We start from the raw sequence: 25,726 nt of genomic DNA on the forward strand, positions 1-25,726 counted from the left end.
CATAGAAAGCTTACTTATAAGAATTAGTCATCCGCTTGACATATTCCTTGACGCGACCGGGTGAGCTTCGTACACTCCTCGTTTATTCCTAGTCCCTCCGGTGTTTCACATCGGCAACAATGGAAAACTATGCAAACACGAATTCCCCAGACCGCAGTTGTTGCAGCCCTGCTGGCGCTATGCGCGCCGGCCGTGGTCCAGGCGTACGACACGCCCGACCTGCCCCCGGCGGCGAGCATCTCGACCTCCGCCCCGCCGTCTTCCCCGCTCAAATTGCCCGCCCTCGAAGTTTCCTCCCAGAAAGTCAGCAAACCGGCCAAGCTCGCCGAGGATGATGCTTTCCGCGAGAAAGACGTCTGGGGCCGGATCCGCAGCGGCTACGCCATTCCGGACATCAACAACGAACTGGTCGGCAAGCATGCGACCTGGTACGCGACCCGTCCCGACTACATCGCCCGCACCACGGCGCGCGCCTCGCGCTACCTGTTCCACGTCGTCACCGAACTGGAAAAGCGCGGCATGCCGACCGAACTGGCGCTGCTGCCGTTCATCGAATCCGCCTTCAACCCGCAAGCCCTGTCGAGCGCCAACGCGGCCGGCATGTGGCAATTCGTGCCGGGCACCGGGCGCGACTTCAACCTCAAGCAGGACGCCTTCAAGGACGACCGGCGCGGCATCCTGGCCTCGACCGACGCCGCGCTGACCTACCTGCAACGGCTGTACGACATGTTCGGCGACTGGCAACTGGCGCTGGCGGCGTACAACTGGGGTGAAGGCTCGGTGCAGCGCGCCATCAAGAAAAACCAGTCGATGGGCAAGCCGACCGACTTCGAAAGCCTGGCCGACCTGATGCCGGCCGAAACCCGCAACTACGTGCCGAAGCTGCAGGCGGTCAAGAACATCATCGCCAATCCGGCCCAGTTCGGCCTGAACCTGCCGGTGGTGGACAACCAGCCCTACTTCACCGCCGTCGACAAGACCAGCGACATCGACCTGACCATCGCCGCCCAGCTGGCGGAACTGTCGGTCGACGACTTCAAGGCGCTGAACCCGCAGTTCAAGCGTCCGGTCATCACCGGCGACGAGCAGACCAAGATCCTGCTGCCGAAGGAAAACGCGGAGAAATTCCACCTGAACCTGGCGCAATGGGGCAAGGATCTGTCGACCTGGACCACGCACAAGGTGACCAGCGCGCGGGAAAGCATCAGCACGCTGGCGTCGCGCTTCCGCACCACGCCGGAAGTGATCCGCCAGGCCAACAACATCCCGCAGCGCTCGATGCTCAAGGCCGGCTCGACCATCCTGGTGCCGCGCATCTCGACCTCGGCCAATATCGACATCGCGCCCGAGATCGCCGACAACGCCACCATGGCGTTCGAAGCCGAGCGCGCCGCCAGCGGCAAATCGGCCAAAGGCTATAAATTGGCCAAGAGCAACGGCAAGGTGGAGAAATCCCCGGTCGCGCTGGTCAAGCCGCGCGTGCCGCGCAATGCCGTGTCGTCCAAAGCGCATCGCAAAAACGACAATTAAGTCGCGCCCGGCCCCCGGCCTCCGCCCCGTCGTCCCGGGCGCGGGGCCGTGGCGGCGATCAAAGGTTGCAGTCGCGGCCGACACGTCCTACAATCTCGGTCTTGCGTGTCAGGCAATAGCTACACACACTAAAACAACCCCACTGACGTAGCCCAGCCGACTCCCGTGAGAGCAAGCCAGGGTGCGCAGTCGCAATCGGAGTTCCTATGGCGTTCTTGCAAGGCAAAAAAATCCTCATCACTGGTTTGTTGTCGAACCGTTCCATCGCATACGGTATCGCCAAGGCCTGCCACCGCGAAGGCGCCGAACTGGCGTTCACCTACGTCGGCGAACGCTTCAAAGACCGCATCACCGAATTCGCCGCCGAGTTCGACAGCAAGCTGATCTTCGACTGCGACGTCGGCAGCGACGAGCAGATCGCCGCCCTGTTCGCCGACCTGGGCCAGAGCTGGACCCAGCTGGACGGCCTGGTGCACGCGATCGGCTTCGCGCCGCGCGAAGCGATCGCCGGCGAGTTCCTCGATGGCCTGACGCGCGAAAACTTCCGCATCGCCCACGACATCTCGGCCTACAGCTTCCCGGCGATGGCCAAGGCCGCGCTGCCGCTGCTGAAGGAAGGCTCGTCGCTGCTGACCTTGTCGTACCTGGGCGCGGTGCGCGCCATTCCTTACTACAACACGATGGGCCTGGCGAAAGCGTCGCTGGAGGCGTCGGTGCGCTACCTGGCGGAAAACCTGGGCAAGCTGGGCATCCGCGCCAACGGCATCTCGGCTGGTCCGATCAAGACCCTGGCCGCGTCGGGCATCAAGGACTTCGGCAAGCTGCTGGGATTCGCCTCGTCGCACGCGCCGCTGCGCCGCAACGTGACCATCGACGAAGTCGGCAACACCGCCGCCTTCATGCTGTCGGACCTGGCGTCGGGCATCACTGGCGAGATCACCTACGTCGACGGCGGCTTCTCGCACGTCATGGGCCTGAACGCGGAAGACTACACCTAAGCCTTCCCGCTTCGCGCCAAGTAAAAACGCCCTGCATGCAGGGCGTTTTTTATTGCCGGTACTGCTACACTTGCGGACATGTTAAGCGACCTGTCCGACGAATCCCTGATGCTGCGCTATGCCGATGGCGACCTGGCCGCGTTTCGGGAGCTGTACAGTCGCCATCATCGCGGGCTGTATCGTTTTCTGGCGTGGCGCTCGCCCCGGCGCGATTGGGTGGACGAGGTCGCGCAGGAGAGTTGGGCGGCGTTGCATCAGGCGCGCGTGCGCTATGAGGTTACGGCCAGTTTTCGCACCTTCCTTTATCAAATCGCCCGCAATCGTTTGATCGACTTGCAGCGCCAGCCGCAGCCTTTGCAGGCGGATGACGATGGCCTGGAGTTCGAGGGTTCGATGCCGGCCGCCGATGCGCTGCTGGAGAGCCGGCAGCTCAACTCCGCGCTGCATGCGGCGATACGCGCGCTGCCGGGCGAGCAGAAGGAGGCGCTGGTGTTGCAGCAGTTTAGCGGTCTGTCGCTGGAGGAAATCGCTGCGCTGACCGATGCTCCGATTGAAACCGTCAAAAGCAGGCTGCGGTACGCCATGAGAAAATTACGCGAGCAGTTTTTGAGCGGGATGGCCGCGCAGGAGGAGCCGGCATGACGAGCAGAGGCAAGGATCCGCTGGATGATGAATTCGATGCCTTCCTGGCGGGCGAAGGTGAGCTGGCGCGCCGGTTGTCGGCGTTGCCGCAGCCGGAGTCGCCGCAGCGGCTGAACGATGCGATCCTGGCGGCTGCCGAGGCGCGGATGGCGCAGGAGCAGGTTACGCGCGGTGCGGCCGCCAATGATGTCGGGCCGGTTGGTGGGCCGGTTGGTGGTCCGATTCTTGCGCCGGTTGGTGGGCCGGTTGGTGGTCCGATTCTTGCGCCGGTTGGTGGGCCGGTTGGTGGGCCGATTCTCGCGCCGGTGCTGCGTCCGAGCTTCACGATGCGCTGGCGTATGCCGGTCGCCATGGCTGCCAGTGTGGTCGGCGCTGTGCTGCTGATGCTGGAGTGGCAGCGAGGCGGCTATACGCTGCCGGATCGGGCCGAAATGCGCGAGCAGGCCAAAGTCGCCGCTGCGCCGGATGCTGCGCAGGGGCGCGTTCCTGCGGGAGCATCCGCATCGACGACGCTGACGTCAGCATCGGCGTCGGAGGCGGCGTCGGCGTCGGAGACGGCATCGGCATCGGCTTCGGCTTCGGCTTCGGCTTCGGCGTTGGCGTTGGCGTTGGCATCGGCTTCGGCGTCGACGTCGGAGCCGGCGTCGGCATCGGTGTCGGCTCCGGCATTGGCACATGCGCCCGATCCAGCACGAGACTCGGGCACGCTCCAATCCGAGAAGCCGGCGGCGCACGCGCGCGCCAAACCAGCGGCGCCGGCGATGGCCGAGGCCGCCGACATGGTCTCGCTGCCAAGCCACACGCCTGCCGAACAGCTCCCGGCGCCACTCGTCACCAAAGAGCGCGCGGAATCGCTTGCCTACGCACCGCCGCTGCTCGCGCCAACACCAGCCGTGCCCGCGCAGGAGCGCATGACATTTGCGCGCGCCACATCGGCGCCGATGATCGCCTCGCCGGCACCGGCACCGGCAGCACCAGCACCGACGACCGCCCGGGCAGCGCCCGCACTGACGCCGCCACCTCCGCCGCCACCTCCGCCGCCGCCTCCGCAACCGTCTCTGCCGGCAATGGCGCCTCCGCCGCCTCCAGCGCCACCCGCGCCGATCGCCATCGCCATCACCGGCTCCGCCGCGCGCGCGGCCGCCGCGCCGGCGGTCGACCCGAAGGCCGCCGCCTGGCTCAACGTCATCGATGAAATGCTGAAGGCCGACCTGCGCAAGGATGCACAGGTGGAGTGGAAAAAATTCCGCCTGGCCTACCCGGACTACCCAGTTCCGGAAGCGCTGGCCAAGCGGATCGCCACGAACGACTAAGCCGCGCACCTTATTGGCCTGCCACCTCGAACTCCCCCACCAGCACGGTCTCGCCCTGCCCCTGCAACCGCAAAGTCACCATCTGATCGCGCGCACTCGGACGGCCAAAGCCGCTGGTCAGCTTCAGCTGCAAGGTGGTCGCCCCCGTCACCAATTGCTGGCGACTGCCGAAGAAGTTGGCCTCGACCTTGTACTTGCCCGGCATCGCACGCCGCAGCGAAAACTCCTCCGGCCCATAACCGCCGGTGAAGTCCACCGACAAGCGGCCGCCCTGGCGCGTGAAGCGGTGGGCGTAATAACAGCGCTCGCCGCTCGGATCGGTCACCCACAAATCCATGTCGGCATTGTCGGCGTCCCAGCTCAGCACCGCGCGCAGGTCGAGCGGCATGTTTTTCAGCAGGCGCGTGTCGATGCGGCTGATGTCCAGCTTCGCCTTGCCGGCAATGATGGCGTTCATATCGGCCAGCGCGATTAATTCAATCTCGGCGAAGCGGTTGTCCCATGGCCGGATCGCCACCTCGTACAACTGGTCGACCGCCTGCTGCGCGCGGCCGGCTGCGGCATAGGCCAGGCCCAGGTCGCGAAACGATTGCGGCTCTTCCTCGGCCAGCTCGCGCACCTTCTCAAACACAGGAATCGCCAGCTCCGGCTGGCCCGCCTGCAGCAGCCGATATCCGAGAATGCGCAGCACCTGGCGGTTTTCCAGATCCATCTCGGCCAGGTTGGACAATACCCGCAAGGCCAATTCGCGCTTGCCGCGTGCGAACAGCAGGTCCGCCACGTCGATATAGAAAGCGCTGCTGTTCAGGTAAGACGGACGCTCGTCGAGATAGATCGCATACAGCTTGTTGCTGCCGGCCTCCTTCATGCGGGCGATATAGGCGGCGTTGGAATCCCAGCGCTTGAGACTCACGGCGATTTCGCCGGAACGTTCTTCTTGCGGCCGGGCGGCCTGCGCGCGCTGCGCATCGCTGGCCGGCACGAAGCGTGACATGGTTGCGCTGGCGCTTTCGCTGGCCTGCGAACGGCGATAAGCCATCACCGGCGAAGGCGCGGGAGGCGGTGGCATCTCCGTCGCAGCCATCGGCGGCGGCATGGGCGGCGCTGGCGCTGGCGGTGCCGAGGGCGCAGGAGGCGACACCGACGGCCGCCCCTCCCTGGCCGCCTGATCCGAATTACTAGCGTGGGCGACGACCGTGACCGGCTCCTGCATCACCGGCTTGGGCGGCAGTTTGGGATAGCTGCCATCCCACCACACCTGCTTCTGCTGGAACTGCCGCACCACGCGCTCCAGCTGATTGCCGCGACGCTGCGCCAGCTCGCCGCCGCGCAGCCCCTTCAGCGCATCGAACGCCGCCTGCAACTCGGCCGGCGGCCTGACGTCGTAGCGCACATAGTCCTCAAGACGCTCCAGCACCAGCAAGGACGTCTCGCGGGTCGGCATGCCGAACTGCGCGCCGAGCCGGCGTATCGCGGCGCGATTCAGATCGAAATCGCCTTCCAGTTGATGCAGCTTGTAGCCGGCCCAGGTGCGCGCCGCCATCGGATGTGCGGGCGCCTTCGCGGAGACCTCCAGCGCCAGCGGACGCACCTGACCTTGCCGCGCCAGCTCCAGCACCAGTTGCGCCGACGGCGCGCTTAGTTTTCCGGCCACGCGCAGCAAGCCTTGTTGCGCATCGGCGGCATCCACCAGCACCTCGGTGGCGCCGACGACGCTGATCGTGCGCACCTGCACGCCATCGGTCAACAGCGCTTCGGCGGCGGCGCCTGGACGATCGGCCCGCACCTGCACCAGGCGTCCGCCATTGCGCTCGGCCAGCGCCGACAAGCGCCCGGCATCGGCCGACAGCGCGGAGTTCAGCGCATACAGGCGCTGGCGCGCGGCCAGCTGCGGGAATGGCTTGGCGCCGTAGTTCAGCAGGCCATCGCTGACCAGCAGGTATTCGTTGACGTCCGCCTGCGGCTGCCAATCGGCCAGCGCGCTGGCGCCGTCGTACACCGTCTCCTGCAAGGCCTTGCGCAGCGCGCGCCAGTCGCCGTCGACGATGCGGAAGCGCTGCGCCGCCTCGGCACGGTCGCGCAAGCGGATCAGGCGTACCTCGACGCTGCCCAGCGCCTTGAAGTAGCGATCCAGCTCCACCAGCTCCGCATCCAGCGCGCGATTGGCGCCGGAGCCGGAGCTGTCCCACAGCAGTCCGACCACCTTGGGCAGCGCGCGCGGCGTGCGCTGGGCGGCGACCGGGATCTCGGCCAGGAAGTAAGTCGCGCCATCGAACTGCTGCACATAGGTCTGCGGCTCGGCGGCGGCAGGCACCAGCAGCGTGAGCGCGCCGTCGGCCGCGTAGCTGGCGCGCGTCAGCCGCGTCGCGTAGCCGTCGCCGCTGCGCTCGAACACGATATCGCCGATGTTGCCGCTCGCTTGCGGCGCGGCGGCGCCGGCCACCGTCACATGCAGGTCGATGCCCTGCGCCAGTTCGCCATACGCCAGCGGCAGGCGGTAGGCCCAGTTGCCGCCTTCGCGGCCCAGCGCCTCGGTGTAGGTCAGTTCGACCGTGCGCGTGCCCTGCGGCGGAATCGGGAACACCCGCAGTTGGAAGTTATTCCCCTGCGTCTGCTCCAGCAGCGCCGGATCGGCGCGGGTGCGCTCGATCGCCTCCAGGATCCGCCGGCCGCGCGCTTTCTCGACCGGCACGGCGGCGCGCATCTTGCCCTCCAGGTCCAGCGCGAAAGCGCCGACCTGCTGGCCGGGCAGCAGCGGAAACTGCAAACGCCCCTCCAGCGGCCGCCGATTCGGGTTGAAGAACACCATCCGCAGCGTGGTCTGCGCCATGCCGCCGCCCAGCGCCGCGTCCACCTTCAAGCTTTGCAGGCGGATCGCCTGCTCGGCTCCCTGCGCCACCATCAACGGCGGCGGCGTCATCGCCCGCTGCGCCTGCGCCACCCCGGCCGCCAACACCGTCCCCACCACCATCGCGATCAACTTCGCCCACATGACGATCTCCCTTGCTCCGGCTTATCCGGCATGCAGGGTGTATCGAAACGCGGGGCCAAACGGGGTTGCAATATTACAAATTGATACAAACCACCCGGCCATGCCGCAGCGCCGCAGGCGCGAATGGAATTGACCTATACAGCCTGAGCTAACTACTGTATAGTGTCGCCTGTGCGCTGCAACATAGCAGTCGCCTGAAATACTTAGCAGCTACGCAAGCCTCAGCGCATCATCCTGATGTCGCTATAAAGCCCTCCCGCCTTTGGTGTCGCACCTGACACCGTCCCGGCGCAAAGCTTTTGTGCCGAAATTTCTTTCGATTTTGATTGAGTCATTTCGTTTTGGTAGGCGTTGCTATTTCGCGTTCGGATTTTTACCGCACGCTGATTTTTACGAAAGAAAAGAATGACATTTGAAGCACTTGGTCTCAACACGTCCCTCATCAAAGCCCTGACCGACGCCGGCTACACCGCGCCGACTCCAGTTCAGCAGCAGGCGATCCCTGCGGCGATCGCAGGCAAGGACTTGTTGGTTTCCTCGCAAACCGGTTCCGGCAAGACTGCAGCCTTCATGCTGCCGTCGCTGCACCGTTTGTCCGAGATCGACCCGGCAGCCGCCGGCAAGACTCCAAATCAAGAAATGCAAGCCGCCCGTGCGCGCGGCGAGCGTCCACGTTTTAAAGCTGCACAGCCAAAAATGCTGGTGTTGACCCCAACCCGCGAACTGGCCCTGCAAGTGACTTCCAATACCGACAAGTACAGCGTCAACCTGCGTCGTCTGAAGGCAGTGTCGATCCTGGGCGGTATGCCTTACCCGAAACAGATGCAACTGCTGGCCAAGAATCCTGAGATCCTGGTCGCGACCCCTGGCCGTCTGATCGACCACATGGAATCGGGCAAGATCGATTTCTCGCAACTGGAAATCCTGGTGCTGGACGAAGCCGACCGCATGCTGGACATGGGTTTCATCGACGACATCGAAAAGATCGTCGAAGCGACTCCGTCGACCCGTCAAACCATGCTGTTCTCGGCCACGCTGGATGGCGTCGTCGGCAACATGGCACGCCGCATCACCAAGGATCCACAAGTCATCCAGATCCTGAGCGCCGCCAACAAGCATGAAAACATCACCCAGCGCGTGCACTTCGTCGACGATCTGTCGCACAAGAACCGCCTGCTGGACCACTTGCTGCGCGACGATTCGCTGGATCAGGCCGTTGTATTCACCGCCACCAAGCGTGACGCCGACACCATCGCCGACCGTCTGAACATCGCCGGTTTCTCGGCCGCCGCTCTGCACGGCGACATGCACCAGGGCGCGCGTAACCGCACCCTGGACAGCCTGCGCCGCGGCCAGGTCAAGATCCTGATCGCCACCGACGTCGCCGCCCGCGGTATCGACGTTCCGACGATCACCCACGTGTTCAACTACGATCTGCCGAAGTTCCCGGAAGACTACGTCCACCGCATCGGCCGTACCGGTCGTGCCGGCCGTAACGGTCTGGCGATCTCGCTGGTGAACCACGCCGAAGGCATGAACGTCAAGCGCATCGAACGCTTCACCAAGCAACTGATTCCGGTGAATGTGATCGAAGGCTACGAGCCGAAGAAAACCGCTTCGGCGGCACGTTCGACCTCGCGTCCAGGCGGCTGGAAACCGGGCGACAACCGCACCGGCGCCAAGCCATCGGGCCAGCGTTCGTTCAGCAAGCCAGGCAGCGCACCGCGCAGCGAAGGCGGCGGCTACAAAGGCAGCAACCCACGCAGCACCGACGGCGCACGCCGCAGCTACGGCGATCGTTAATCGTTCGTCGTCGCTTTGATCAAAAAGCCACCCGCGCAAGCCGGTGGCTTTTTTTTGGCTCAGTGCGGAAGCTGCCTGGACGGCTGTTTGCCGTTATCGCGCGGCGCGGGTGGCGGTGGCGCGGAGCACTTCGCAGACCAAGGGCTCCATGCCGAATTCCACCAGCAAATTGTCTGGAACACGGATGGGGAAGGCAAAGGGAAGCTCTATAGCCTATAAACGTTAGAGCCGGATATCGGCGTTTAGTTCACCAAGTAGTGGCCACTCTGATGAAATATCGGCGGGTATCGCGATGCAGTATGCGATCGCAGGTTTTAGTAAAACCCCAAAAAAAAGACCTCCCCCCCTAGATCCACCGGCCCGGAATCCGGGCCGCTTTTTTATTGCCGCTCGAAACAAGCCGCCAGGAAGGCCATCACCGCCTGGATGCGCGGCGCGTGGCGCAAGTCGCTATGCACCGCGATCCAGACTTCGCGCTCCAGCGCCGGGCCGGTGTGCGGCAGACGAGTCAGACGTTGATCGCTGCCACCCATGAAATCGGGCAGCACAGCGATGCCCACGCCCGCCGCCACAGCCGCCGCCTGCACCGCCAGGTCATTGCTGCGCAAAACAATCGGCGCGGCGCCGACCTGCGCCAACAGCCATAGCTGCTGCGGCGTGTCGTCCATGCTGATGTCGTAGGCGATGCAGGCGCGGTCAGCCGGGTCGCGCGTTCGCGCGGCGTACAAGGAAAAAGTCACCTTGGCGATCTTGCGCACCACCAGTTCCTCATCGACCGGACGACTCAGGCGGATCGCGATATCCGCTTCGCGCCGCACCAGCGAAACGTTGCGTGTATCGGCATCGAGCCGGATATGCAAGTCAGGATATTTGCCGCGCAACTCCGGCAGGCGCGGCGCGATCAGCGCGGCCGTCATCGCCGGCGGCGCGCTGACGGCCACCTCGCCCGAGATCCCGGACTGGCCCGCCGACGCGGTACGCTGCACCGCCAGCGATTCCATTTCCATGCGCTGGCCGAGTGCGCCGATGCGCTCGCCGTCCGGCGTCAGGAAATAGGCGCGCGGACGCCGCTCCACCAGTTTGAGTTGCAGCGCGCCTTCCAGCGCGGCGATGCGGCGCGCCACCGTCGCATGGTCGACTTTCAGCCGGCGCGCGGCGGCCGACAGAGACTTCTCCTGCGCGAACACGGTGAAGTGACGCAGATCTTCCCAATCGAACATGGGTATTTCCTCACAAGCCAAGTGAATTATTGGGGAATTTCGCTTCTTTGGCGTAGTCGGCAGAATAGCAAACATCTGCAAGCCAGGAGAGAAACATGAATATGCATCACACCGCCGCCGCCCTCGCCCGTCCATCGCCGTCCGTGGCGGGCTGGAAAATTCCCGTCGCCGCCTGGATGGTGACGGCGGTTTTTATCTTGTCCAATTCCGCCACGCCGCTGTACCTGCACTGGCAGCGGCAATTTGCTTTTTCATCGGGCACGCTGACGGTGATCTTCGCCGCCTACATCATCGGCCTGCTCGGCGCGCTGCTGGTCGCCGGACAACTGTCGGACCGGCTGGGACGCAAGGCGGTCCTGCTCCCCGGCTTCCTGATCGCCATGGCCGCCTGCGGATTGTTTGTCGCGGCATCATCGGTCGCCGCGCTGATCGCCGCCCGCTTCCTGACCGGGATAGCGGTCGGCATCATCGTCTCCGCCGGGATGGCCGCTGTGGTGGACGTCGGCGGACCGGCGCGCAAACGCCAGGCATCGCAGGCCGCTTCGATCGCCATGGTGCTCGGCGCCGGACTGGGGCCGCTGCTGGCCGGCACGCTGGCGCAACAGATGGACCACCCCGTCGCCACGATCTTCGGCATCGAGTTAGCCTTGCTGGCGAGCGCCATGGTCGTGATGCTGACGATGCCTCTCCCCGTCCCGCCACGCGGCGGCCCCGGCAGCGATGGCGACGATGGCAACGCCACCAGCTGGCGCCTGCGCCTGCCATCCGTGCCGGCGCAGAATCGGCGCGACCTGGCATTGGGCGTCGCGGTCTTCGCGCCAGGACTGTCGGCCACCTCCTTCGTCCTCGCCTTGGGCCCTGCGCTGCTGTCCAAACTGCTGCACATCACCAGCCCGCTGCTGGCCGGCGGCACGGCATGCCTGATGTTCCTGAGCGCGACCGGCGTGCAGTTCGCCGTCAAGAAACTGCCGATCCGCACCATACTGCTGCTCGGCGCGACGGCGACGGCATTGTCGATGGCCGCCCTGATCGGCGCTATCCACGCCGCCATCCCGGCGCTGCTGCTGGCGGCGGCCAGCCTGGCCGGCATGGGACAAGGCCTCGGCCAACTCGGCGGACTGACCGCGATCGGCATGCGGGTGGCGGACCATCGGCGCGCGCAGGCCAACTCGCTGCTGAACATCGGCGCCTACATTCCGGCCGGACTGCTGCCCGTGGCTACCGGCTTCCTGATGGACCGCGCCGGCATGACGCTCGGCGCCACCACCTTCGCAGCGGCGCTGATCGTCGCCGCAGCCGCCGCCGCATGCTTGGTCGCGACCCGCCTGCCACGCTAACTTTGGAGATAAACATGAGCAAACTAAACGGAGTACACATAGTCGAAGCCTTCTGGGCCGCCGTCTGGCAAGGCAAGGACTTCGACGCGATCGACCGCTTTTGCGTCGAGGATTTCGTCATCACCTCCGGCGGCGTCGACGTCCGCTCGCGCGACAGCTTCAAGGCGTGGGCGAAACAATTCAACCACCTCATCACCGACCTGCGATTCGACGTCATCGAAACCTTCCAGAACGACGACGGCAGCCGGGTCGCCTCGCGCTGGCGTGTGAGCGGCCGCAACAACGGCATGTTCGGCCTGCCGCCGGACCAGCGCGCCGTCAGCTTCACCGGCACCGCGATCTGGCAAATTCGCGAAGACGGCAAGCTGATGCACAACTGGGTCGAGCGCGCCAGCTGGGAAGCCTACAACGCCTTAAACGTTGGGAAATCCGTGTAACCCATCTCGCCGCGCCGGGTGTAATAAGTTGAGCGATCCGCTTCGGCCAACGGCCAGTCGTTTTGCAGGCGTTCAACCAGATCCGGATTGGCGATGTACGGCCTGCCGAAGGCGATCAAGTCCACCAGGCCGGTGTCGAGCGCAACCTGGGCGCTCGACCGGTCGGTGAAGCCGCCGCACCAGATGATCGCCCCGGGAAAAGCCGCCCGGACCTTGGTAAGCAGAACGTGCGAGATGTAGTGCTTCTTGAACTCGCCTGTCTCCATGTTCCCAGTTGGCATCAGCTCATACACCAAGTGCAGATACGCGACGCCACGCCGCCCCAGCTGCTCGCTAACGTACAACAGCGTTTCCTCCACGAGCGGATCGGCGGGCATGGAATTAAACCGGCCGAATGGCGACATGCGCACGCCGACACCGCCCAGTCCCCACTCGCGCACCGCCGCGTCCACGACTTCCATCAGGAAGCGCGTGCGGTCCTCCACCCGAGCGCCACCGTAGCGATCAGTGCGCGTATTGAGTCTGGAGTTCATGAATTGATCGAACAGATAGCCATTGGCCGCATGGATCTCGACGCCATCAAAGCCGGCCTGCCGCGCATGGGCAAAAGCCTGGGCAAAGGTCGCGACCAAGGCCGACACTTCTTCCGTCCCGATGCGCCTCGGCGTGCCCGCGCGAATGTAGCTCAGCTTGCCCTCCGCATCGTGCGCGAAGACATCCGAATCCTCCGCCCTTTCCTCGGTCACGCCCCACGGCGCCGCGCCGTTCGGCATCAGCGACGCATGCGCCATCCGGCCGACATGGAATATCTGCGCGAATATCGTACCGCCGTTGCGATGCACCTCATCGGTCACCAGGCGCCAGCCCTCGCGCTGGGCGTCCGTGTAGATACCGGGCATCAGCGCATAGCCCTTGCTGGAGGGCGCGACGTTCATCACCTCGGAAACGATCAAGCCGGCGCCGGCGCGCTGCCCGTAATAGGTGGCCATCAGCGCGTTCGGGACATCGCCTTCGGAGGTCCGCGTGCGGGTCATCGGCGCCATGACGACGCGGTTCTTCAGCGAAACGGCCGGGCCAAGCAATTGAGATTCAAACAGGTTTATCATAGAACTTCCTTGGGTTGATATGAAATCGGAAGTCTACTTTTCGATCATCCGCCCATCTACACACAGTTTGGTTAGTGGAAGCGAATGAAGATCATCAAGAACCTGCCCGGCTTGCCGATCGAGCGCGCGCTGGGCGTGCTGTCCGGGCGCTGGAAGGCGGTCATTCTGCATGTGCTGCTGGACGGCCCGCACCGCACCTGCGAGCTGGAGAACCGCATCGTCGGCATCTCACAGAAAGTGCTGATCGAACACCTGCGAACGCTGGAGGAGCACGGCATGGTGAGCAGGCAGCCCTGCGCCGGGGATCGCCAGGGCATCGAATACGTCCTCACGCCGCTGGGCGAAAGCCTGCGGCCGGTGTTGAACTCGCTGATCGAATGGGGAACCCATCACGCCCAACAGCGCGACGAAGTTCCCCGGCTAGTGCCCTGCGAAGCCGTGGTCCGGGCCCGCGCCAGCTGACACCGCGCGAACAACTATTGTCCCGCCGGACGCCGCACCGCGCGCACCCTGCCGCTGCCGCCGCCACCGCAGTAGAACAGGCTGGCGCCGTCGGATTCCAGCCCGCTGACGCCGGTCCCGGCCGGCATCTCCAGCCGCTCCAGCACCGCGCCGTCGGCCGGATCGATGCGGCGGATATCGCTGTCGTCGCCCTCCCAGGTGCCGTGCCACAGTTGGCCGTCGACCCAGGTCACGCCGGTGACGAAGCGATTCGAATCGATGCTGCGGATCAGCGCGCCGGTCGCCGGATCGATCTGATGGATCTTGCGGTCGCGGTACTGGCCGACCCACAGGCTGCCCTCGGCCCAGGCCATGCCCGAATCGTAGCCGTCGCCCGGCGCCGGAATCGAGGCCAGCACCTCGCCGCTGGCGGGATCGATCTTGTCGATGCGCCGCTCGGCGATCTGGTAGAGGTAGGTGCCGTCGAACGCGGTGCCGGCGTCGCAGGCGCGGTCGAGCGCGCGGGTGGTCTCGCCGCTGGCGGGATCGAAGGCGATCAGCTTCTCGCCGGTGGCGGCCCAGACGCGCTGGCCGTCGTGGGTGACGCCATGCACGCGCTCGGCGCCGTCGAAGGGGCCGTATTCGCGAACGATCTCGGCCGGGTGAACTATTTCTTTGCTGGTCATCGTCATCTCCTTATGGGGCGCCTCGGATCGGCGCCGCAACACAACTTTATGCGATCGGCAGCGCGGCGGGGAGTAACAAGATTGTCGTGTATCCGGCCAGCGGCGGCGCCAGCCAACGTTTGGTGCGCCCCTGGCCGATCGCGCGCACCCGCCCCGCCGCCTCCAGCTCGGCCAGCGCGCGCTGGATGGTGCGCTGACTGTCGCCCAGCGCCATCGCCAGCGCCGAGGTCGACCAGGCGGCGCCGTCGGACAGCAGCGCCAGCAGCGACGCTTGCTCGCCGTCGATGGGCGGGATCAGCACCACCACCTCGCGTGCTTCAAGCGGCCTGAGGGCGAAGCCGCGCGGCGTGGCGTCGATCCGCGCCATGCCGGCCACCAGCTTGCGCAGCCTGCCGATCTCGACGCGCAGCCGGGCGCGATGCGTCTGGTCGGGTTGATGGGTGCGGAAGGCGCCGGCGATTAAGGTTGCGCGGTCGCTATCGCCCGGCCAGGCCTCGGCCAACGCGCGCGCCAGCGCGAACAGTATCGGCCGCCGCGCCAACGACTGCCAGGCATCGCCGACACCCAGCGCGCGACGGCAGCCGTCCAGCACCAGCGCGCCGGAATCCAGCAGCGCCGCCACCTCGTCGAGCCGCAGCGCTTGCTGGCCGCCTCCGCTCAGGCGGCGCGCGGCGGGACGCTCGACGGCGGCCCGCGCCTCCTCGACTTCGCGCAGCAACGCCGGCACCCGGGCACGCTCGGCGGCCTGATGCGCCCGCGAGAGCGCCGCGCGCGCCGGCGCGACCCGCAGTGAACGCAACGCCAGTTCGGCGGCGGCCAGCTCGGCGACCGCGGCCAGCGGCGGCGGCAAGCCGCGTCCGTTCAGTTGCGCCAGCGTGGCCTCGGCCTGGTCGAGGCGTCCCAGCAACAGCAGCCTGCGCGCCGCGATCAATCGCGCTTGCAATGCGTTGGCATGATCGGCATGCGACTCCAGCGTCGCCAACGCCGCCGTCAACGCACGCGGCGAGCCGCCGAAGTCGCGCACCGCGAGCGCCACTTCCGCCTCGGCAACGACGCAGCGTGCCCGCGCCAGTTCCTCATGCGCGCCGAAACCGCGCGCCGCCAGGCGCAGCAACTCGCGCGCACGCGGATAATCGCCCAACTGCGCCATCGCGATGCCGCGCAAGGCCAGCGCCGGCGGATCGTCGCGCAAGGCCACGTGCTTGAGCGCGCCAATCGCGTCGCCGCCCGCAAGCGCGCGGGCGGAGGCGGCGATCAGCGCATCCATCGCGAGCCAAGTCCATCAAAATTGCGCACGCATTCCCCTGTGGTAAACCAATCACTATAATCGATGCTGACACGGGGATACTCATTTGGCAATCACCAACTGACAACAATTCATAAATGCGTTACATTCTCAGGCAGCGCGGACTTGGCGAAACTGAAATTCAATACTTACTACATGAATATCAAAAATAAATATCCGAATATCGGCTTACAGAATTTAAATTCTCATTTTAAACAGTATTCATTAAACGAAGAAGATGGCGATACCCAGGTAATTTTTCAAAATATCAAATCCCACCTTCTGGATTTCATAGAAGAAGCGGAGTGCATTGTTGGGTGCGTGGCGTGGATAACTGATACTGACATCATTGATGCCTTGAAGAAGAAAAAATATTTGAGTCTCATCGTGCAGAAGGATCCCAAATATAGCCAGAATATGCGAGCTGATCGAGGACGATTCACAACCTGCTGTTGGAAATGCGCCAAAACGAAAACTCGTGGCGAAGAAATTTTGGTCGGGCAGTTATAACTTTTCCAGTAACGCCACCCGTTCGCTGGAAAATGTGATCATCGGCAGCAGCGAAAAATTATCTGAAAGCTATTTCTGGATGTGGCAACGCATTTACACAATATCAGAACCCATGAGCTCGGAAAACAAAAAACTCCAACCCCAGTTCGAATTCGACATGTCAATATTCGACTACTTGAGTGAGGGCGACAGTGACGGCGATGACGACCGATTTTAGACGTCGGCAGGCGTCGTTGATGCAGCGCCCCGCCGCCGCCGCCAAGGTCATGCTAAATATTTTCGCATTTCCCACAATAACCCTCGCGGCGAATCGTCTTCAATCGCATGACACCGCCATACAACACCGCTAAAAAAGACGATGACATCACCGCGACCGTGTTGCGGGAGCGTTCGAAGTTGGGGAACTTCATCCGCCGCCGCGTCGCCGACCAGACCGATGCCGACGACATCCTGCAGGATGTCTTCTACGAATTCACCCAAGCCTACCGCCTGCCCGAACCGATCGAGCAGGTGAGCGCCTGGCTGTTCCGGGTCGCGCGCAACCGGATCATCGACCGCTTCCGCAAAAAGAAGGAAGTCGCACTCGACGATCTGGCCTCCGCCGACGAGGACGGCGACGATTACCGCCTCGACCTGATGCTGCCGTCGCTCGACGCCGGCCCCGAGGCGGCCTACACCCGCTCGATGCTGCTGGAGGAACTGCAGCTCGCGCTCGATGAACTACCGCCCAACCAACGCGACGTCTTCATCGCCCACGAACTCGACGGGATCAGCTTCAAGGAGATGGCCGAACAGACCGGCGTCTCGATCAACACCTTACTGGCACGCAAACGCTACGCGGTCCTGTACCTGCGCCAACGCCTGCAAGCCATGTACGACGACGAATAAAATTGAAAGGAGTAACACAATGCGTAAAGAAATGAGCTACAAGAAAATGAAACTGATCCGGGGGCTGATGCTGCTGGCCGGCGCCGCCGTGCTCGGCGCGATGGTGATGTGGCTGTGGAACTGGATCATGCCCGGCCTGCTCACCGGCGCCATGACCATCGATTATTGGCGCGCGCTCGGTTTGCTGTTACTGTGCCGGATACTCTTCGGCGGTTTCCGCGGCCACGGCCATCACGGCAGCTGGCAGGAAAAGCGCGAGCACTGGCAGCGCTGGCAGGCGATGACGCCCGAGGAGCGCCAGCAGTTCCACAAACAGCGCGCCGCCAACTGGTGCCGCCCACGCAACACCGAGGAAAAACAAGATGACTAAAGCTCCGGCGGTCCCGTTCAGCCGCTATCAAAAAACCGTGGTGGCGATGCTGGCCTTCCTGCAGTTCGCCGTGATCCTGGACTTCATGCTGATGTCGCCGCTGGGCGCGGTCATCATGCCGGCGCTGAACATCGGCCCCAGCCAGTTCGGCCTGGTGGTGTCGGCCTACGCCTTCAGCGCCGGCGCCTCCGGCTTGCTGACCGCCGGCTTCGCCGACCGCTTCGACCGCAAGAAACTGCTGCTGTTCTTCTACACCGGCTTCATCCTCGGCACCGTCTGGTGCGGGCTGGCGCAATCGTTCGAGAGCCTGCTGGCGGCGCGCATCGTCACCGGCCTGTTCGGCGGCGTGATCGGCTCCGTGGTGCTGGCGATCTCCACCGACCTGTTCCCGCCGCAGATGCGCGGCCGCGTCATGGGCCTGATCCAGACCGCGTTCGCCGCCAGCCAGGTGCTCGGCATCCCGGCCGGCATCTATCTGTCGAACCAGTGGAACTGGCACGTGCCGTTCATGGCGATGGCGGCCTTCGGCCTGGTCGGCGGCCTGCTGGTGGCCTGGCAGATGCAGCCGGTCGACGCCCACCTCGGCAAGCCGCAGGAGCACAGCCCGTTCATGCACCTGTACCACACGGTGACCGAGAAGCGTTACCTGCTGGCGTTCGCGATCACCGCCCTGCTGACCACCGGCGGCTTCATGCTGATGCCGTTCAGCAGCGCCTACATCGTCAACAACATGGGCATCGACCTGCACCACCTGCCGACGGTGTACCTGATCACCGGCGTCTGCACCATCTTCATGGGGCCGCTGATCGGCAAGGCGGCCGACGCCTTCGGCAAGTTCCGCGTGTTCCTGTTCGGCACCGTGCTGTCGATCGTGATGGTGCTGGTCTATACCCACCTCGGCCACATCCCGCTGGCGGCGCTGGTGCTGATCAATTCGCTGATGTTCGTCGGGATCTTCTCGCGCATGATTCCGTTCCAGGCGCTGTCGTCGACGGTGCCGGTGCAGACCCAGCGCGGATCGTACAACGCCATCAGCGCCTCGATCCAGCAGCTGGCCGGCGGCCTGGCGTCGGTGGCGTCCGGCCATATCGTGACGCAGGCGGCGGACGGCAGGCTGCAGCATTTCGACACCGTCGGCTATGTGGTGGTGGCGACCTCGCTGGTCGCGGTGGGCCTGGTGTGGTTGCTGCAACGCGGCATGGCGGCGGCGCCGGCGCCGCAGCCCGCTACCTGACTTCGATCCCGTATTTGTCCGCCAGCCGGTCAATCAGGGGCGAGTCCTTGATCTTGCCGAACTCGGCGCGCAGCAGCCGCACCGTGTCGGCCGGCGTGCCGAGGCTGGCGGCGACGTAGTAGTCGGTCAGGCCCGGCATCGGCATGGTGCGCTCCAGCAGCGTGCAGGAGATGCCGGCCGCAGCGCAGACGCCCTTGATCGACGCTTCCGACGCCACCATCAGATCCACCCTCCCCACCATCAATTTCTTCAGGCTGGTCTGGTCGTCGTTCGACAGGTCGGCGTCGAAGCCCAGGTGATGCAGCTGCTCCTCGACGATGTCGCCGCGGTTGGCGGCGATGCGATAGCGCCGCATGTCCTCCAGCGTGGCGACGTTGACGTCGCGCCGCCTGGCCAGCTTGTACAGGTAGACGCTGCGCTTGGCGATCTGGGCGATCCACTGGAATTGTTGTTCCCGCTCCGGCGAACGGACCATGCTGAAGATCAGCACATTGGGCCGGGAATGCGCCATTTGGTAGGCGCGCGCCCACGGATAACTGCTGATACTGTAGACCAGCCCGGCGCCGTCGAGCGCCGCCCGCACCACGTCGACCGAATACCCGGTCAGCTTGCCGCCGCGCGTGTAGCTATATGGCGGGAATTCCTCGGTCACCACGGTCAACGGCGCGGCCGCGAACGCGCAGAAGGCCAGCGTCAGCCCGGCCATACCCGCCAGCAGGCGTAGCAAATTGTTTCTATTTGTTAAGCAAAGCCAATATAGTTTCCACACGGCATTATTTTCGACCTATAATATTTGCAGTTGATAACCCACTAACCATACCAGATATGAAAGGGAGTAGTGCATGAACTCCAGAAATATGGATGCGGCATGTTTGCGCGCCTTGCGTCGTCGTGGCCACTCGGACACCAGCATCGCAGCGATGAGCCCGGAGGAAGCGTTTTGTGAATACTGCGCCTATCACGGCATCATGAACCTCTCCCCCGGCACGCTGGAAATGCTCGACAAGCTACGCGGCGAAGTCGACAAATAAAAAAAAGCCACCGAGCGCTGCTTCGGTGGCTTTCTTTTTATCCGACGACGGTTTAACGGTAGAACGCTTCGACTTTACCCTTCAGCTTGATCAGCATCGGGTTGCCACGGCGGTCCAGGCTCTTGGCCGACGAGACCTTGATCCAGCCTTCGCTGATGCAGTATTCGTCGACGTCCATGCGTTCTTTGTCGTTAAATTTGATGCCGACATCGTGTTCGAACACGGCTGCGACATGGTGTGGGCTGCGCGGATCGATCGACAGATGATCCGGCAGTGGTGGGCGTTGAGTAGTATCGTTCATCCCCCAATTATATCAGCTGGTTTTAAAGATCAGCTGCGCCACGCGCTGTAATTTTGGATACACCATCGGCACCGTCAGCATGGTGCTGCCGATCGCCATCAGCAGCAGCGCGGTGAAGGTCTCGCTGGTGATGATCTGCTTGTCGAGCAGGATGTTGGCGAAAATGATCATGATCAGCGCCTTGGTTTGCAGCAGCCAGCCGATGATCGAGGCCTCGCCCGGCGCCCACTTGAGGATCCGGCCGGCGACATGGATGCCCGCCAGCTTGCCGCTGACCGAGGCGATCAGCAGCACCGCCGCCACCACGAACACCGCCGAACCGCCCATCGCCCAGTTGGTGCGCAGGCCGGTGCTGAGGAAGAACACCGGCATGATCGCCATCAGCACGTTGGCGCGCATAAAGTCCATCTTCTCCTGGTTGAACCACTCGGCGTCCATCACCGCGCCGGCCAGGAAGGCGCCGACCATGAAGTGCAGCCCGGCCCAGTCGGCGGCGAAGGCGCACATCGCCAGCCAGATGAAGGAAATATACCAGCGGTCGCGCTCCTCCAGCCGCACCATCATCATGCGGAACAGCTTGGTCACGACGGCGAACAGCAGCAGGAAGCCGGCCTGGCGGCCGACGCGGTCCCAGTCCAGCAGGATCAGCGCCAGCACGCCCCAGATGGCGATGTCGTCCAGGCTGGCGTAGCGCAGGATGCGCTGGCCGATCGGCTGGCGCAGGATCTCCAGTTTTTCCATCAGCAGGATCAGGATCGGCAGCGCGGTGACCGCGCAGGCCATGCCGACGCCGAGCACGAACTGCCAGTCGCGCGCCTTCGGTCCCATCCAGCCGGCGTAGCCGACCAGGCCCAGCGCGGCGACGCAGCCGAACAACAGCGGCGTGCCCAGCGCCAGGCCGGCGGTGATGCTGCTTTCGCGGCGGTGCTCCCAGGCTTTTTTCAGGTCCAGCTCGATGCCGGCGATCATCACGAAAATCATCACCGCCCACCACGCGATGCCGTTCAGCGACTGCACCACCTGCGGGTTGAACACGAAACTATAGTACTCCGGAAAGGCGCGGCCCATGATGCCCGGCCCCAGCAGGATGCCGGCGATGATCTGCACCACCACCAGCGGCGCGTAGTAGTCGGTCCGGCCGAAGCGCCAGATCAGGTATGGCACGCTGAAAATGATCAGCATCGCGATCAGGAAGATCTCCGTGGTCCCCATATGCATAAAGTCTCCGTTATTTTTGTAGTGTAGATAAAGGGATCTCGGTCCCAGCAAATATTTTAGCATTGGAAACGATACCAATATTACGTAATATTCTGTAATGACAGAACAATGTTGTAAAAACTTAACAACAGCGATAAGCCTTCCGTATACTTGATTAATCAAGTATAGTTCAAGCATTAATCAATGAGGAGTTCGTCATGGAAGACAATATTTCCCCGGTCAGCGCCAGCCTGGAATTCACGCTGCGACTGGCGCGCGCGCAAGCGACGCTGGTGCGGCGGCTGGATCAGGTACTGGGAGGCTATCACGGCATCAGTTTCAGCGACTTCATGCTGCTGCATTATCTGGCGCGCGCGCCGGGCGGGCGGCTGCGACGCGTCGACCTGGCCGAGCGCCAGGGCATGACCGCGTCCGGCGTCACCCGCACCCTGCTGCCGCTGGAGAAGATCGGCCTGGTCGAGCGCCAGCAGGATCCGCGCGACGCCCGGGTCGCCTACGCCGCCATCACCGCCACCGGCCGCGAGCTGCTGAACAACGCGGTCGTGGTCGCGGACCAGATCAGCAAGGAGCTGCTGCGCAGCTGTCCGCCGTCGCAGTTCGACGATCTCAGTTCCGCGCTGGGCCTGATCGCCGGCATGAACGCTTCCAACTCCTGAGCGGCGCCATGTCCACCACGGCGCTGCGGCGCGATCCGAATTTTAAATGGCTGATGCGCGGCGGCGTGATCTCGATGCTGGGCGACCAGTTGACCATGATCGCCCTGCCCTGGCTGGTGCTGAAGCTGACCGGCGACCCGCTGGCGCTCGGCCTGGTCATCGCCTTGATGAGCATACCGCGCGCGGTGTTCATCCTGATCGGCGGCGCGCTGGTGGACCGCTACTCGCCCAAGCGGGTGCTCATGCTCAGCAAGTACGCCAACGCCGCGCTGCTGGCGTTACTGACGCTGCTGGTGCTGAACGACCACGGCGCGCTGACTATGCCGCTGTCGGATTCGTTGTCGCTGACGCTCGCGATGACGCCGCATCTGACGCTGGTGCTGATCTACATGCTGGCCTTCGGGCTTGGTCTGGCGCAGGCGTTTGGCATCCCGTCCGGCACCTCGATCCTGCCGCAGGCGATCGCGCCGGAGCACCTGCAAGCGGCCAACGGCATGCTGATGGGATTGCGCCAGTTGTCGATGCTGGTCGGCCCCTTGCTGGCGGCCGGCCTGCTGGCGATCGCCGGCGGCGGCGGCGGCGGCGGCGGCGGCGGCATGGTCCCCGATGCGCACGGCCTCGCGCTGGCCTTCGGCATCGACTGCCTCAGCTTCCTGCTCTCCGCCTGGACGCTCTCGCGCGTCGGTGCGCTGACCGCGCCGCCGCCAGCGGCCGAAGCAGAATCGGTGCTGCGTTCCGTCGGCGCAGGTCTGCGCATGGTCTGGCACGACGTGCCGCTGCGCCTGTGCTTCATCTACTGGGGAACCGTCTCGCTGTTCATCGGCGGCGCGATGCAGGTGGCGATCCCGGTGCTGGCCAGCGACCTGCACGGCGCCTCCACCCTGGGCCTGCTGATGGCCGCCAATGGCGCCGGCACGCTGCTCGGCATGGCGGTCGCCGCCACGGCCGGCGCACGCCTGCGCTTCGCCAGCTTCGGCACCATGATCCTGCTGGTCGACGCGCTGGTCGGCGTACTGCTGCTGCCGCTGGGCGCGATGCACGCCGCATGGCAGGCGGCCACGCTGATGCTGGCTATCGGCCTGCTGTCGGGCTTCATGCAGATCGGCGTCTTCACCTGGATCCAGCGCCGCGTGCCGCCGCGGATGATGGGCCGCGCCATGAGCATCTTCATGTTCATCTTCATGGGACTGGCGCCGCTGTCGGCCGCCGCCGCCGGCTGGCTGCTGACGCGGATCACGCTATCGCAATTGTTCGCCGGCGGTGGCATCATATTGATCGTGTTCGCGGCGCTGGCGTATGTGTTCACACCGATACGCGGCATCACCGCGCAACCGCAATAAGGATCGAGCATGGAAACCAAGTGGCTGGAAGACTTCATCTCGCTGGTGGAGACCAATAACTTCAGCCGTTCGGCGGCGCTGCGGCATGTCACGCAGCCCGCCTTTTCGCGCCGCATCCAGTCGCTGGAAAACTGGCTCGGCACCGACCTGGTCGACCGCACCTCCTACCCCACCCGCCTGACGCCGGCCGGCATCGTCTTCTACGAGCAGGCGCTGGAGATGCTGGCGCAGATCAACGGCGCGCGCGACATGCTGCGCTCCAAGCGCGCCGCCGCGCAGACCAGCATCGACCTCGCCGTGCCGCACACGCTGTCGCTGACCTTCGTGCCGAAATGGCTGACCGCGCTGGAGCAGGACTTCGCGCCGATCAGCAGCCGGCTGATGGCGCTCAACGTGCACGACGCGGTGATGCAGCTGGTCGAAGGCGGCTGCGACCTGCTGCTGTGCTATCACCATCCGCGCCAGCCGGTGCAGCTCGACCCGGGCCGCTACGACATGCTGGTGCTGGGACGCGAATCGCTGCGCGCCTACGCCCGCTGCGATAGAAACAAGGTACCCGAATTCACGCTGCCCGGCACCAAGAAAGCGCCGCTGCCGTTTTTATCCTACACCAACAACGCCTACCTGGGCCGCATGGTGGAGCTGATCCTGAGCGACACCAGGACCCCGCTGCACCTCGACCCGCACTACGAAACCGACATGGCCGAAGGCTTGAAGATGATGGCCCTGGAAGGACGCGGCATCGCCTTCCTGCCCGAATCGGCGGTGACGCGGGAGCTCAAGCAAAAGCAGCTGGCGCGCGCCGACGGCGGCGGCGCCGACTGGGAAATCGAAATGGAGATCCGCCTGTACCGCGAGCGCCCATCGGCGCAGCGGCGCGGCAAGGCCATCGTCGAACGGCTGTGGGAATTCCTCGAACAACAGCAAAAGGCCACCGGCCGTAAACGCCGCGTCGAGGTGTCGGAAAGATAACTATGCGTTATATGCATAGCCGAATGCGCATACAGCATTGGCCCGGTCCAAGCCTCCGACTCTATGATTCGTGCACTTGAACCCACGGAGCTTAGAGCATGACCACCGCACACGCACTGCCTTCCTACCTCAACCCGGATGAACTCGGCCCATGGGGCGTCTACCTGCAGCAGATCGACCGCGTCACCCCGCACCTGGGCAGCCTGTCGCGCTGGGTCGAAACCCTGAAGCGCCCGAAGCGCATCCTGACCGTCGACGTCCCGATCGAACGCGATGACGGCTCGATCGCCCACTACGAAGGCTACCGCGTGCAGCACAATATGTCGCGCGGCCCGGGCAAAGGCGGCGTGCGCTTCCACCAGGACGTGACGCTGTCCGAAGTGATGGCGCTGTCGGCCTGGATGACGGTCAAGAACGCCGCGGTCAACGTGCCATACGGCGGCGCCAAGGGCGGCATCCGCGTCGATCCAAAGACGCTGTCGCGCGGCGAACTGCAACGCCTGACGCGCCGCTACACCAGCGAGATCTCGCTGATCATCGGCCCGAACAAGGACATCCCGGCGCCGGACGTCAACACCAACGAACAAGTGATGGCCTGGATGATGGACTCGTACGCCATGATCGAAGGTAACCTGTCGACCGGCGTCGTCACCGGCAAGCCGATCTCGCTGGGCGGCTCGCTGGGCCGCCGCGAAGCCACCGGCCGCGGCGTGTTCGTGGTGGGCCGCGAAGCCGCCGTCAAGCGCGGTGTCGCGATCGAAGGCGCCCGTGTCGCCATCCAGGGCTTCGGCAATGTCGGCGGCGTGGCCGCGACCATGTTCGCCGATGCCGGCGCCAAAGTCATCGCGGTGCAGGACCACACCGGCACCGTCGTCAACCAGGGCGGCCTGGACGTGGCGCGTCTGCACCACCACGTGGCGGAAGTGGGCAGCGTCAGCGGCTTCCCCGGCGCCGAAGCCTTCCTCGACCGCGACGCGTTCTGGGGCATCGAGTCCGACATCCTGATCCCGGCCGCGCTGGAACAGCAGATCACCGCCGACAACGCGCCGCGCATCCGCACCAAGATCATCCTGGAAGGCGCCAACGGCCCGACCACGCCGGAAGCGGACGACATCCTGACCGACAAGGACGTACTGATCGTTCCCGACGTGCTCGCCAACGCGGGCGGCGTAACCGTGTCATACTTCGAATGGGTGCAGGATTTCTCCAGCTTCTTCTGGAGCGAAGATGAGATCAATGCACGACTGACCCGCATCATGCAGGACGCATTCAATGCAGTATGGACCGTAGCGCAGGATAAGAAAGTCACGCTGCGTACCGCCACCTTCATCCTCGCTTGCACCCGAGTGCTGCAAGCGCGTGAAGTGCGCGGCCTGTATCCATGATCCACTGAATCCCCAGCAGTTTGCGCTCGTA

The 25,726-nt window shown here is 64.4% G+C and carries 25 protein-coding genes; 17 read left to right on the forward strand and 8 right to left on the reverse strand.

Annotation, left to right across the window (positions count from 1 at the left end; genetic code table 11):
- The first annotated feature begins 129 nt into the window (after window positions 1–129).
- The 4 genes from GW587_RS06350 (at window position 130) to GW587_RS06365 (ending at window position 4,483) form a co-directional block, all read left to right on the forward strand.
- Window positions 130–1,530, forward strand: coding sequence for a transglycosylase SLT domain-containing protein (locus GW587_RS06350; RefSeq protein ID WP_166100025.1), 1,401 nt, complete (start codon window positions 130–132; stop codon window positions 1,528–1,530).
- A 206-nt stretch (window positions 1,531–1,736) separates the two neighbouring features.
- Window positions 1,737–2,528, forward strand: coding sequence for an enoyl-ACP reductase FabI (gene fabI, locus GW587_RS06355; RefSeq protein WP_166100027.1), 792 nt, complete (start codon window positions 1,737–1,739; stop codon window positions 2,526–2,528).
- 78 nt (window positions 2,529–2,606) lie between these two features.
- Window positions 2,607–3,170, forward strand: a complete 564-nt coding sequence (locus GW587_RS06360; RefSeq protein ID WP_229259314.1) for a sigma-70 family RNA polymerase sigma factor — start codon at window positions 2,607–2,609, stop codon at window positions 3,168–3,170.
- On the forward strand, window positions 3,167–4,483 hold the full coding sequence (locus GW587_RS06365) for a hypothetical protein (RefSeq protein ID WP_166100029.1): 1,317 nt from the start codon (window positions 3,167–3,169) through the stop codon (window positions 4,481–4,483). The genes GW587_RS06360 and GW587_RS06365 overlap by 4 nt, the downstream gene beginning before the upstream one ends.
- Window positions 4,484–4,493: 10 nt before the next feature.
- On the opposite strand, the gene GW587_RS06370 is transcribed toward GW587_RS06365, so the two are convergent.
- Window positions 4,494–7,475 (reverse strand): DUF2135 domain-containing protein, encoded by a 2,982-nt coding sequence (locus tag GW587_RS06370; protein WP_229259315.1) that lies wholly within the window; start codon window positions 7,473–7,475, stop codon window positions 4,494–4,496.
- 405 nt (window positions 7,476–7,880) lie between these two features.
- Here GW587_RS06370 and GW587_RS06375 point away from each other — a divergent pair, with 405 nt between their 5' ends.
- Complete coding sequence (locus GW587_RS06375) at window positions 7,881–9,278, forward strand: DEAD/DEAH box helicase (protein WP_166100032.1); 1,398 nt, start codon at window positions 7,881–7,883, stop codon at window positions 9,276–9,278.
- Between the two features lie 380 nt (window positions 9,279–9,658).
- Here the strand turns inward: GW587_RS06375 and GW587_RS06380 are convergent, their stop codons facing one another.
- Window positions 9,659–10,498 carry a LysR family transcriptional regulator gene (locus GW587_RS06380; RefSeq protein ID WP_166100034.1) on the reverse strand — a complete coding sequence of 280 codons (840 nt, stop codon included), beginning with the start codon at window positions 10,496–10,498 and terminating at the stop codon, window positions 9,659–9,661.
- A 95-nt stretch (window positions 10,499–10,593) separates the two neighbouring features.
- Here GW587_RS06380 and GW587_RS06385 point away from each other — a divergent pair, with 95 nt between their 5' ends.
- Window positions 10,594–11,835 (forward strand): MFS transporter, encoded by a 1,242-nt coding sequence (locus GW587_RS06385; RefSeq protein ID WP_166100037.1) that lies wholly within the window; start codon window positions 10,594–10,596, stop codon window positions 11,833–11,835.
- A 14-nt stretch (window positions 11,836–11,849) separates the two neighbouring features.
- Window positions 11,850–12,272, forward strand: coding sequence for an ester cyclase (locus tag GW587_RS06390; RefSeq protein ID WP_166100041.1), 423 nt, complete (start codon window positions 11,850–11,852; stop codon window positions 12,270–12,272).
- Here the strand turns inward: GW587_RS06390 and GW587_RS06395 are convergent.
- Window positions 12,239–13,378 carry an alkene reductase gene (locus tag GW587_RS06395; protein WP_166100044.1) on the reverse strand — a complete coding sequence of 380 codons (1,140 nt, stop codon included), beginning with the start codon at window positions 13,376–13,378 and terminating at the stop codon, window positions 12,239–12,241. The two genes, GW587_RS06390 and GW587_RS06395, sit on opposite strands and share 34 nt — an antisense overlap.
- An 84-nt stretch (window positions 13,379–13,462) precedes the next feature.
- Between GW587_RS06395 and GW587_RS06400 the strand changes: the two genes are divergently transcribed.
- A complete protein-coding gene (locus GW587_RS06400; protein ID WP_166100046.1) occupies window positions 13,463–13,840 on the forward strand; it encodes a winged helix-turn-helix transcriptional regulator in 378 nt (125 codons plus the stop codon).
- Between the two features lie 14 nt (window positions 13,841–13,854).
- Here the strand turns inward: GW587_RS06400 and GW587_RS06405 are convergent, their stop codons facing one another.
- Window positions 13,855–14,505, reverse strand: coding sequence for a Vgb family protein (locus GW587_RS06405; RefSeq protein WP_229259316.1), 651 nt, complete (start codon window positions 14,503–14,505; stop codon window positions 13,855–13,857).
- A gap of 46 nt (window positions 14,506–14,551) precedes the next feature.
- Complete coding sequence (locus tag GW587_RS06410; protein ID WP_166100050.1) at window positions 14,552–15,772, reverse strand: helix-turn-helix domain-containing protein; 1,221 nt, start codon at window positions 15,770–15,772, stop codon at window positions 14,552–14,554.
- Between the two features lie 174 nt (window positions 15,773–15,946).
- Between GW587_RS06410 and GW587_RS06415 the strand changes: the two genes are divergently transcribed.
- From GW587_RS06415 to GW587_RS06430, 4 genes are all read left to right on the forward strand, one after another.
- Window positions 15,947–16,300, forward strand: coding sequence for a phospholipase D-like domain-containing protein (locus GW587_RS06415; protein ID WP_166100052.1), 354 nt, complete (start codon window positions 15,947–15,949; stop codon window positions 16,298–16,300).
- A gap of 324 nt (window positions 16,301–16,624) precedes the next feature.
- Window positions 16,625–17,188 carry an RNA polymerase sigma factor gene (locus GW587_RS06420; RefSeq protein ID WP_166100055.1) on the forward strand — a complete coding sequence of 188 codons (564 nt, stop codon included), beginning with the start codon at window positions 16,625–16,627 and terminating at the stop codon, window positions 17,186–17,188.
- A 19-nt stretch (window positions 17,189–17,207) separates the two neighbouring features.
- Complete coding sequence (locus GW587_RS06425) at window positions 17,208–17,558, forward strand: hypothetical protein (protein WP_371875550.1); 351 nt, start codon at window positions 17,208–17,210, stop codon at window positions 17,556–17,558.
- The gene (locus tag GW587_RS06430; protein ID WP_166100057.1) at window positions 17,551–18,792 is read left to right on the forward strand and encodes an MFS transporter; all 1,242 of its coding nucleotides are present in this window, start codon (window positions 17,551–17,553) and stop codon (window positions 18,790–18,792) included. Before GW587_RS06425 ends, GW587_RS06430 begins: the two co-directional genes overlap by 8 nt.
- Here the strand turns inward: GW587_RS06430 and GW587_RS06435 are convergent.
- Entirely contained in the window at window positions 18,785–19,519 is a 735-nt protein-coding gene (locus GW587_RS06435) for a substrate-binding periplasmic protein (RefSeq protein ID WP_166100060.1), read from the reverse strand. The genes GW587_RS06430 and GW587_RS06435 overlap by 8 nt on opposite strands.
- A gap of 115 nt (window positions 19,520–19,634) precedes the next feature.
- On the opposite strand from GW587_RS06435, the gene GW587_RS06440 reads away from it, so the two are divergent.
- Window positions 19,635–19,823, forward strand: coding sequence for a hypothetical protein (locus GW587_RS06440; RefSeq protein WP_166099181.1), 189 nt, complete (start codon window positions 19,635–19,637; stop codon window positions 19,821–19,823).
- A 52-nt stretch (window positions 19,824–19,875) separates the two neighbouring features.
- Here the strand turns inward: GW587_RS06440 and GW587_RS06445 are convergent, their stop codons facing one another.
- Both GW587_RS06445 and GW587_RS06450 read right to left on the reverse strand, forming a co-directional pair.
- Window positions 19,876–20,124, reverse strand: a complete 249-nt coding sequence (locus GW587_RS06445; protein ID WP_166100064.1) for a DUF3297 family protein — start codon at window positions 20,122–20,124, stop codon at window positions 19,876–19,878.
- A gap of 12 nt (window positions 20,125–20,136) precedes the next feature.
- Complete coding sequence (locus GW587_RS06450; RefSeq protein WP_166100066.1) at window positions 20,137–21,342, reverse strand: cation:proton antiporter; 1,206 nt, start codon at window positions 21,340–21,342, stop codon at window positions 20,137–20,139.
- Between the two features lie 197 nt (window positions 21,343–21,539).
- Here GW587_RS06450 and GW587_RS06455 point away from each other — a divergent pair, with 197 nt between their 5' ends.
- The 4 genes from GW587_RS06455 to GW587_RS06470 all read left to right on the forward strand — a co-directional run bounded on the left by GW587_RS06455 (window position 21,540) and on the right by GW587_RS06470 (window position 25,695).
- Window positions 21,540–21,998 (forward strand): MarR family winged helix-turn-helix transcriptional regulator, encoded by a 459-nt coding sequence (locus GW587_RS06455; protein WP_166100069.1) that lies wholly within the window; start codon window positions 21,540–21,542, stop codon window positions 21,996–21,998.
- Between the two features lie 8 nt (window positions 21,999–22,006).
- Complete coding sequence (locus tag GW587_RS06460; RefSeq protein ID WP_166100072.1) at window positions 22,007–23,338, forward strand: MFS transporter; 1,332 nt, start codon at window positions 22,007–22,009, stop codon at window positions 23,336–23,338.
- A gap of 9 nt (window positions 23,339–23,347) precedes the next feature.
- Window positions 23,348–24,310 carry a LysR substrate-binding domain-containing protein gene (locus tag GW587_RS06465; protein WP_166100074.1) on the forward strand — a complete coding sequence of 321 codons (963 nt, stop codon included), beginning with the start codon at window positions 23,348–23,350 and terminating at the stop codon, window positions 24,308–24,310.
- A 98-nt stretch (window positions 24,311–24,408) separates the two neighbouring features.
- On the forward strand, window positions 24,409–25,695 hold the full coding sequence (locus GW587_RS06470; RefSeq protein WP_166100077.1) for a Glu/Leu/Phe/Val family dehydrogenase: 1,287 nt from the start codon (window positions 24,409–24,411) through the stop codon (window positions 25,693–25,695).
- The last annotated feature ends 31 nt before the right edge of the window (window positions 25,696–25,726 follow it).

This window comes from Duganella aceris, assembly GCF_011090165.1.
GTDB lineage: Bacteria > Pseudomonadota > Gammaproteobacteria > Burkholderiales > Burkholderiaceae_D > Rugamonas > Rugamonas aceris.

What these genes read in the sequence shown, in the direction of transcription:
- GW587_RS06385 (WP_166100037.1), top strand. Translation starts at nt 10,594, where the DNA reads ATGAATATGCATCACACCGCCGCCGCCCTCGCCCGTCCATCGCCGTCC.
- fabI (WP_166100027.1), top strand. Translation starts at nt 1,737, where the DNA reads ATGGCGTTCTTGCAAGGCAAAAAAATCCTCATCACTGGTTTGTTGTCG.
- GW587_RS06440 (WP_166099181.1), top strand. Translation starts at nt 19,635, where the DNA reads ATGAACTCCAGAAATATGGATGCGGCATGTTTGCGCGCCTTGCGTCGT.
- GW587_RS06460 (WP_166100072.1), top strand. Translation starts at nt 22,007, where the DNA reads ATGTCCACCACGGCGCTGCGGCGCGATCCGAATTTTAAATGGCTGATG.
- GW587_RS06470 (WP_166100077.1), top strand. Translation starts at nt 24,409, where the DNA reads ATGACCACCGCACACGCACTGCCTTCCTACCTCAACCCGGATGAACTC.
- GW587_RS06395 (WP_166100044.1), bottom strand. Translation starts at nt 13,378, where the DNA reads ATGATAAACCTGTTTGAATCTCAATTGCTTGGCCCGGCCGTTTCGCTG.
- GW587_RS06405 (WP_229259316.1), bottom strand. Translation starts at nt 14,505, where the DNA reads ATGACCAGCAAAGAAATAGTTCACCCGGCCGAGATCGTTCGCGAATAC.
- GW587_RS06410 (WP_166100050.1), bottom strand. Translation starts at nt 15,772, where the DNA reads ATGGATGCGCTGATCGCCGCCTCCGCCCGCGCGCTTGCGGGCGGCGAC.
- GW587_RS06390 (WP_166100041.1), top strand. Translation starts at nt 11,850, where the DNA reads ATGAGCAAACTAAACGGAGTACACATAGTCGAAGCCTTCTGGGCCGCC.
- GW587_RS06375 (WP_166100032.1), top strand. Translation starts at nt 7,881, where the DNA reads ATGACATTTGAAGCACTTGGTCTCAACACGTCCCTCATCAAAGCCCTG.
- GW587_RS06365 (WP_166100029.1), top strand. Translation starts at nt 3,167, where the DNA reads ATGACGAGCAGAGGCAAGGATCCGCTGGATGATGAATTCGATGCCTTC.
- GW587_RS06380 (WP_166100034.1), bottom strand. Translation starts at nt 10,498, where the DNA reads ATGTTCGATTGGGAAGATCTGCGTCACTTCACCGTGTTCGCGCAGGAG.
- GW587_RS06400 (WP_166100046.1), top strand. Translation starts at nt 13,463, where the DNA reads ATGAAGATCATCAAGAACCTGCCCGGCTTGCCGATCGAGCGCGCGCTG.
- GW587_RS06450 (WP_166100066.1), bottom strand. Translation starts at nt 21,342, where the DNA reads ATGCATATGGGGACCACGGAGATCTTCCTGATCGCGATGCTGATCATT.
- GW587_RS06415 (WP_166100052.1), top strand. Translation starts at nt 15,947, where the DNA reads ATGAATATCAAAAATAAATATCCGAATATCGGCTTACAGAATTTAAAT.
- GW587_RS06420 (WP_166100055.1), top strand. Translation starts at nt 16,625, where the DNA reads ATGACACCGCCATACAACACCGCTAAAAAAGACGATGACATCACCGCG.
- GW587_RS06465 (WP_166100074.1), top strand. Translation starts at nt 23,348, where the DNA reads ATGGAAACCAAGTGGCTGGAAGACTTCATCTCGCTGGTGGAGACCAAT.
- GW587_RS06350 (WP_166100025.1), top strand. Translation starts at nt 130, where the DNA reads ATGCAAACACGAATTCCCCAGACCGCAGTTGTTGCAGCCCTGCTGGCG.
- GW587_RS06370 (WP_229259315.1), bottom strand. Translation starts at nt 7,475, where the DNA reads ATGTGGGCGAAGTTGATCGCGATGGTGGTGGGGACGGTGTTGGCGGCC.
- GW587_RS06360 (WP_229259314.1), top strand. Translation starts at nt 2,607, where the DNA reads ATGTTAAGCGACCTGTCCGACGAATCCCTGATGCTGCGCTATGCCGAT.
- GW587_RS06430 (WP_166100057.1), top strand. Translation starts at nt 17,551, where the DNA reads ATGACTAAAGCTCCGGCGGTCCCGTTCAGCCGCTATCAAAAAACCGTG.
- GW587_RS06445 (WP_166100064.1), bottom strand. Translation starts at nt 20,124, where the DNA reads ATGAACGATACTACTCAACGCCCACCACTGCCGGATCATCTGTCGATC.
- GW587_RS06455 (WP_166100069.1), top strand. Translation starts at nt 21,540, where the DNA reads ATGGAAGACAATATTTCCCCGGTCAGCGCCAGCCTGGAATTCACGCTG.
- GW587_RS06425 (WP_371875550.1), top strand. Translation starts at nt 17,208, where the DNA reads ATGCGTAAAGAAATGAGCTACAAGAAAATGAAACTGATCCGGGGGCTG.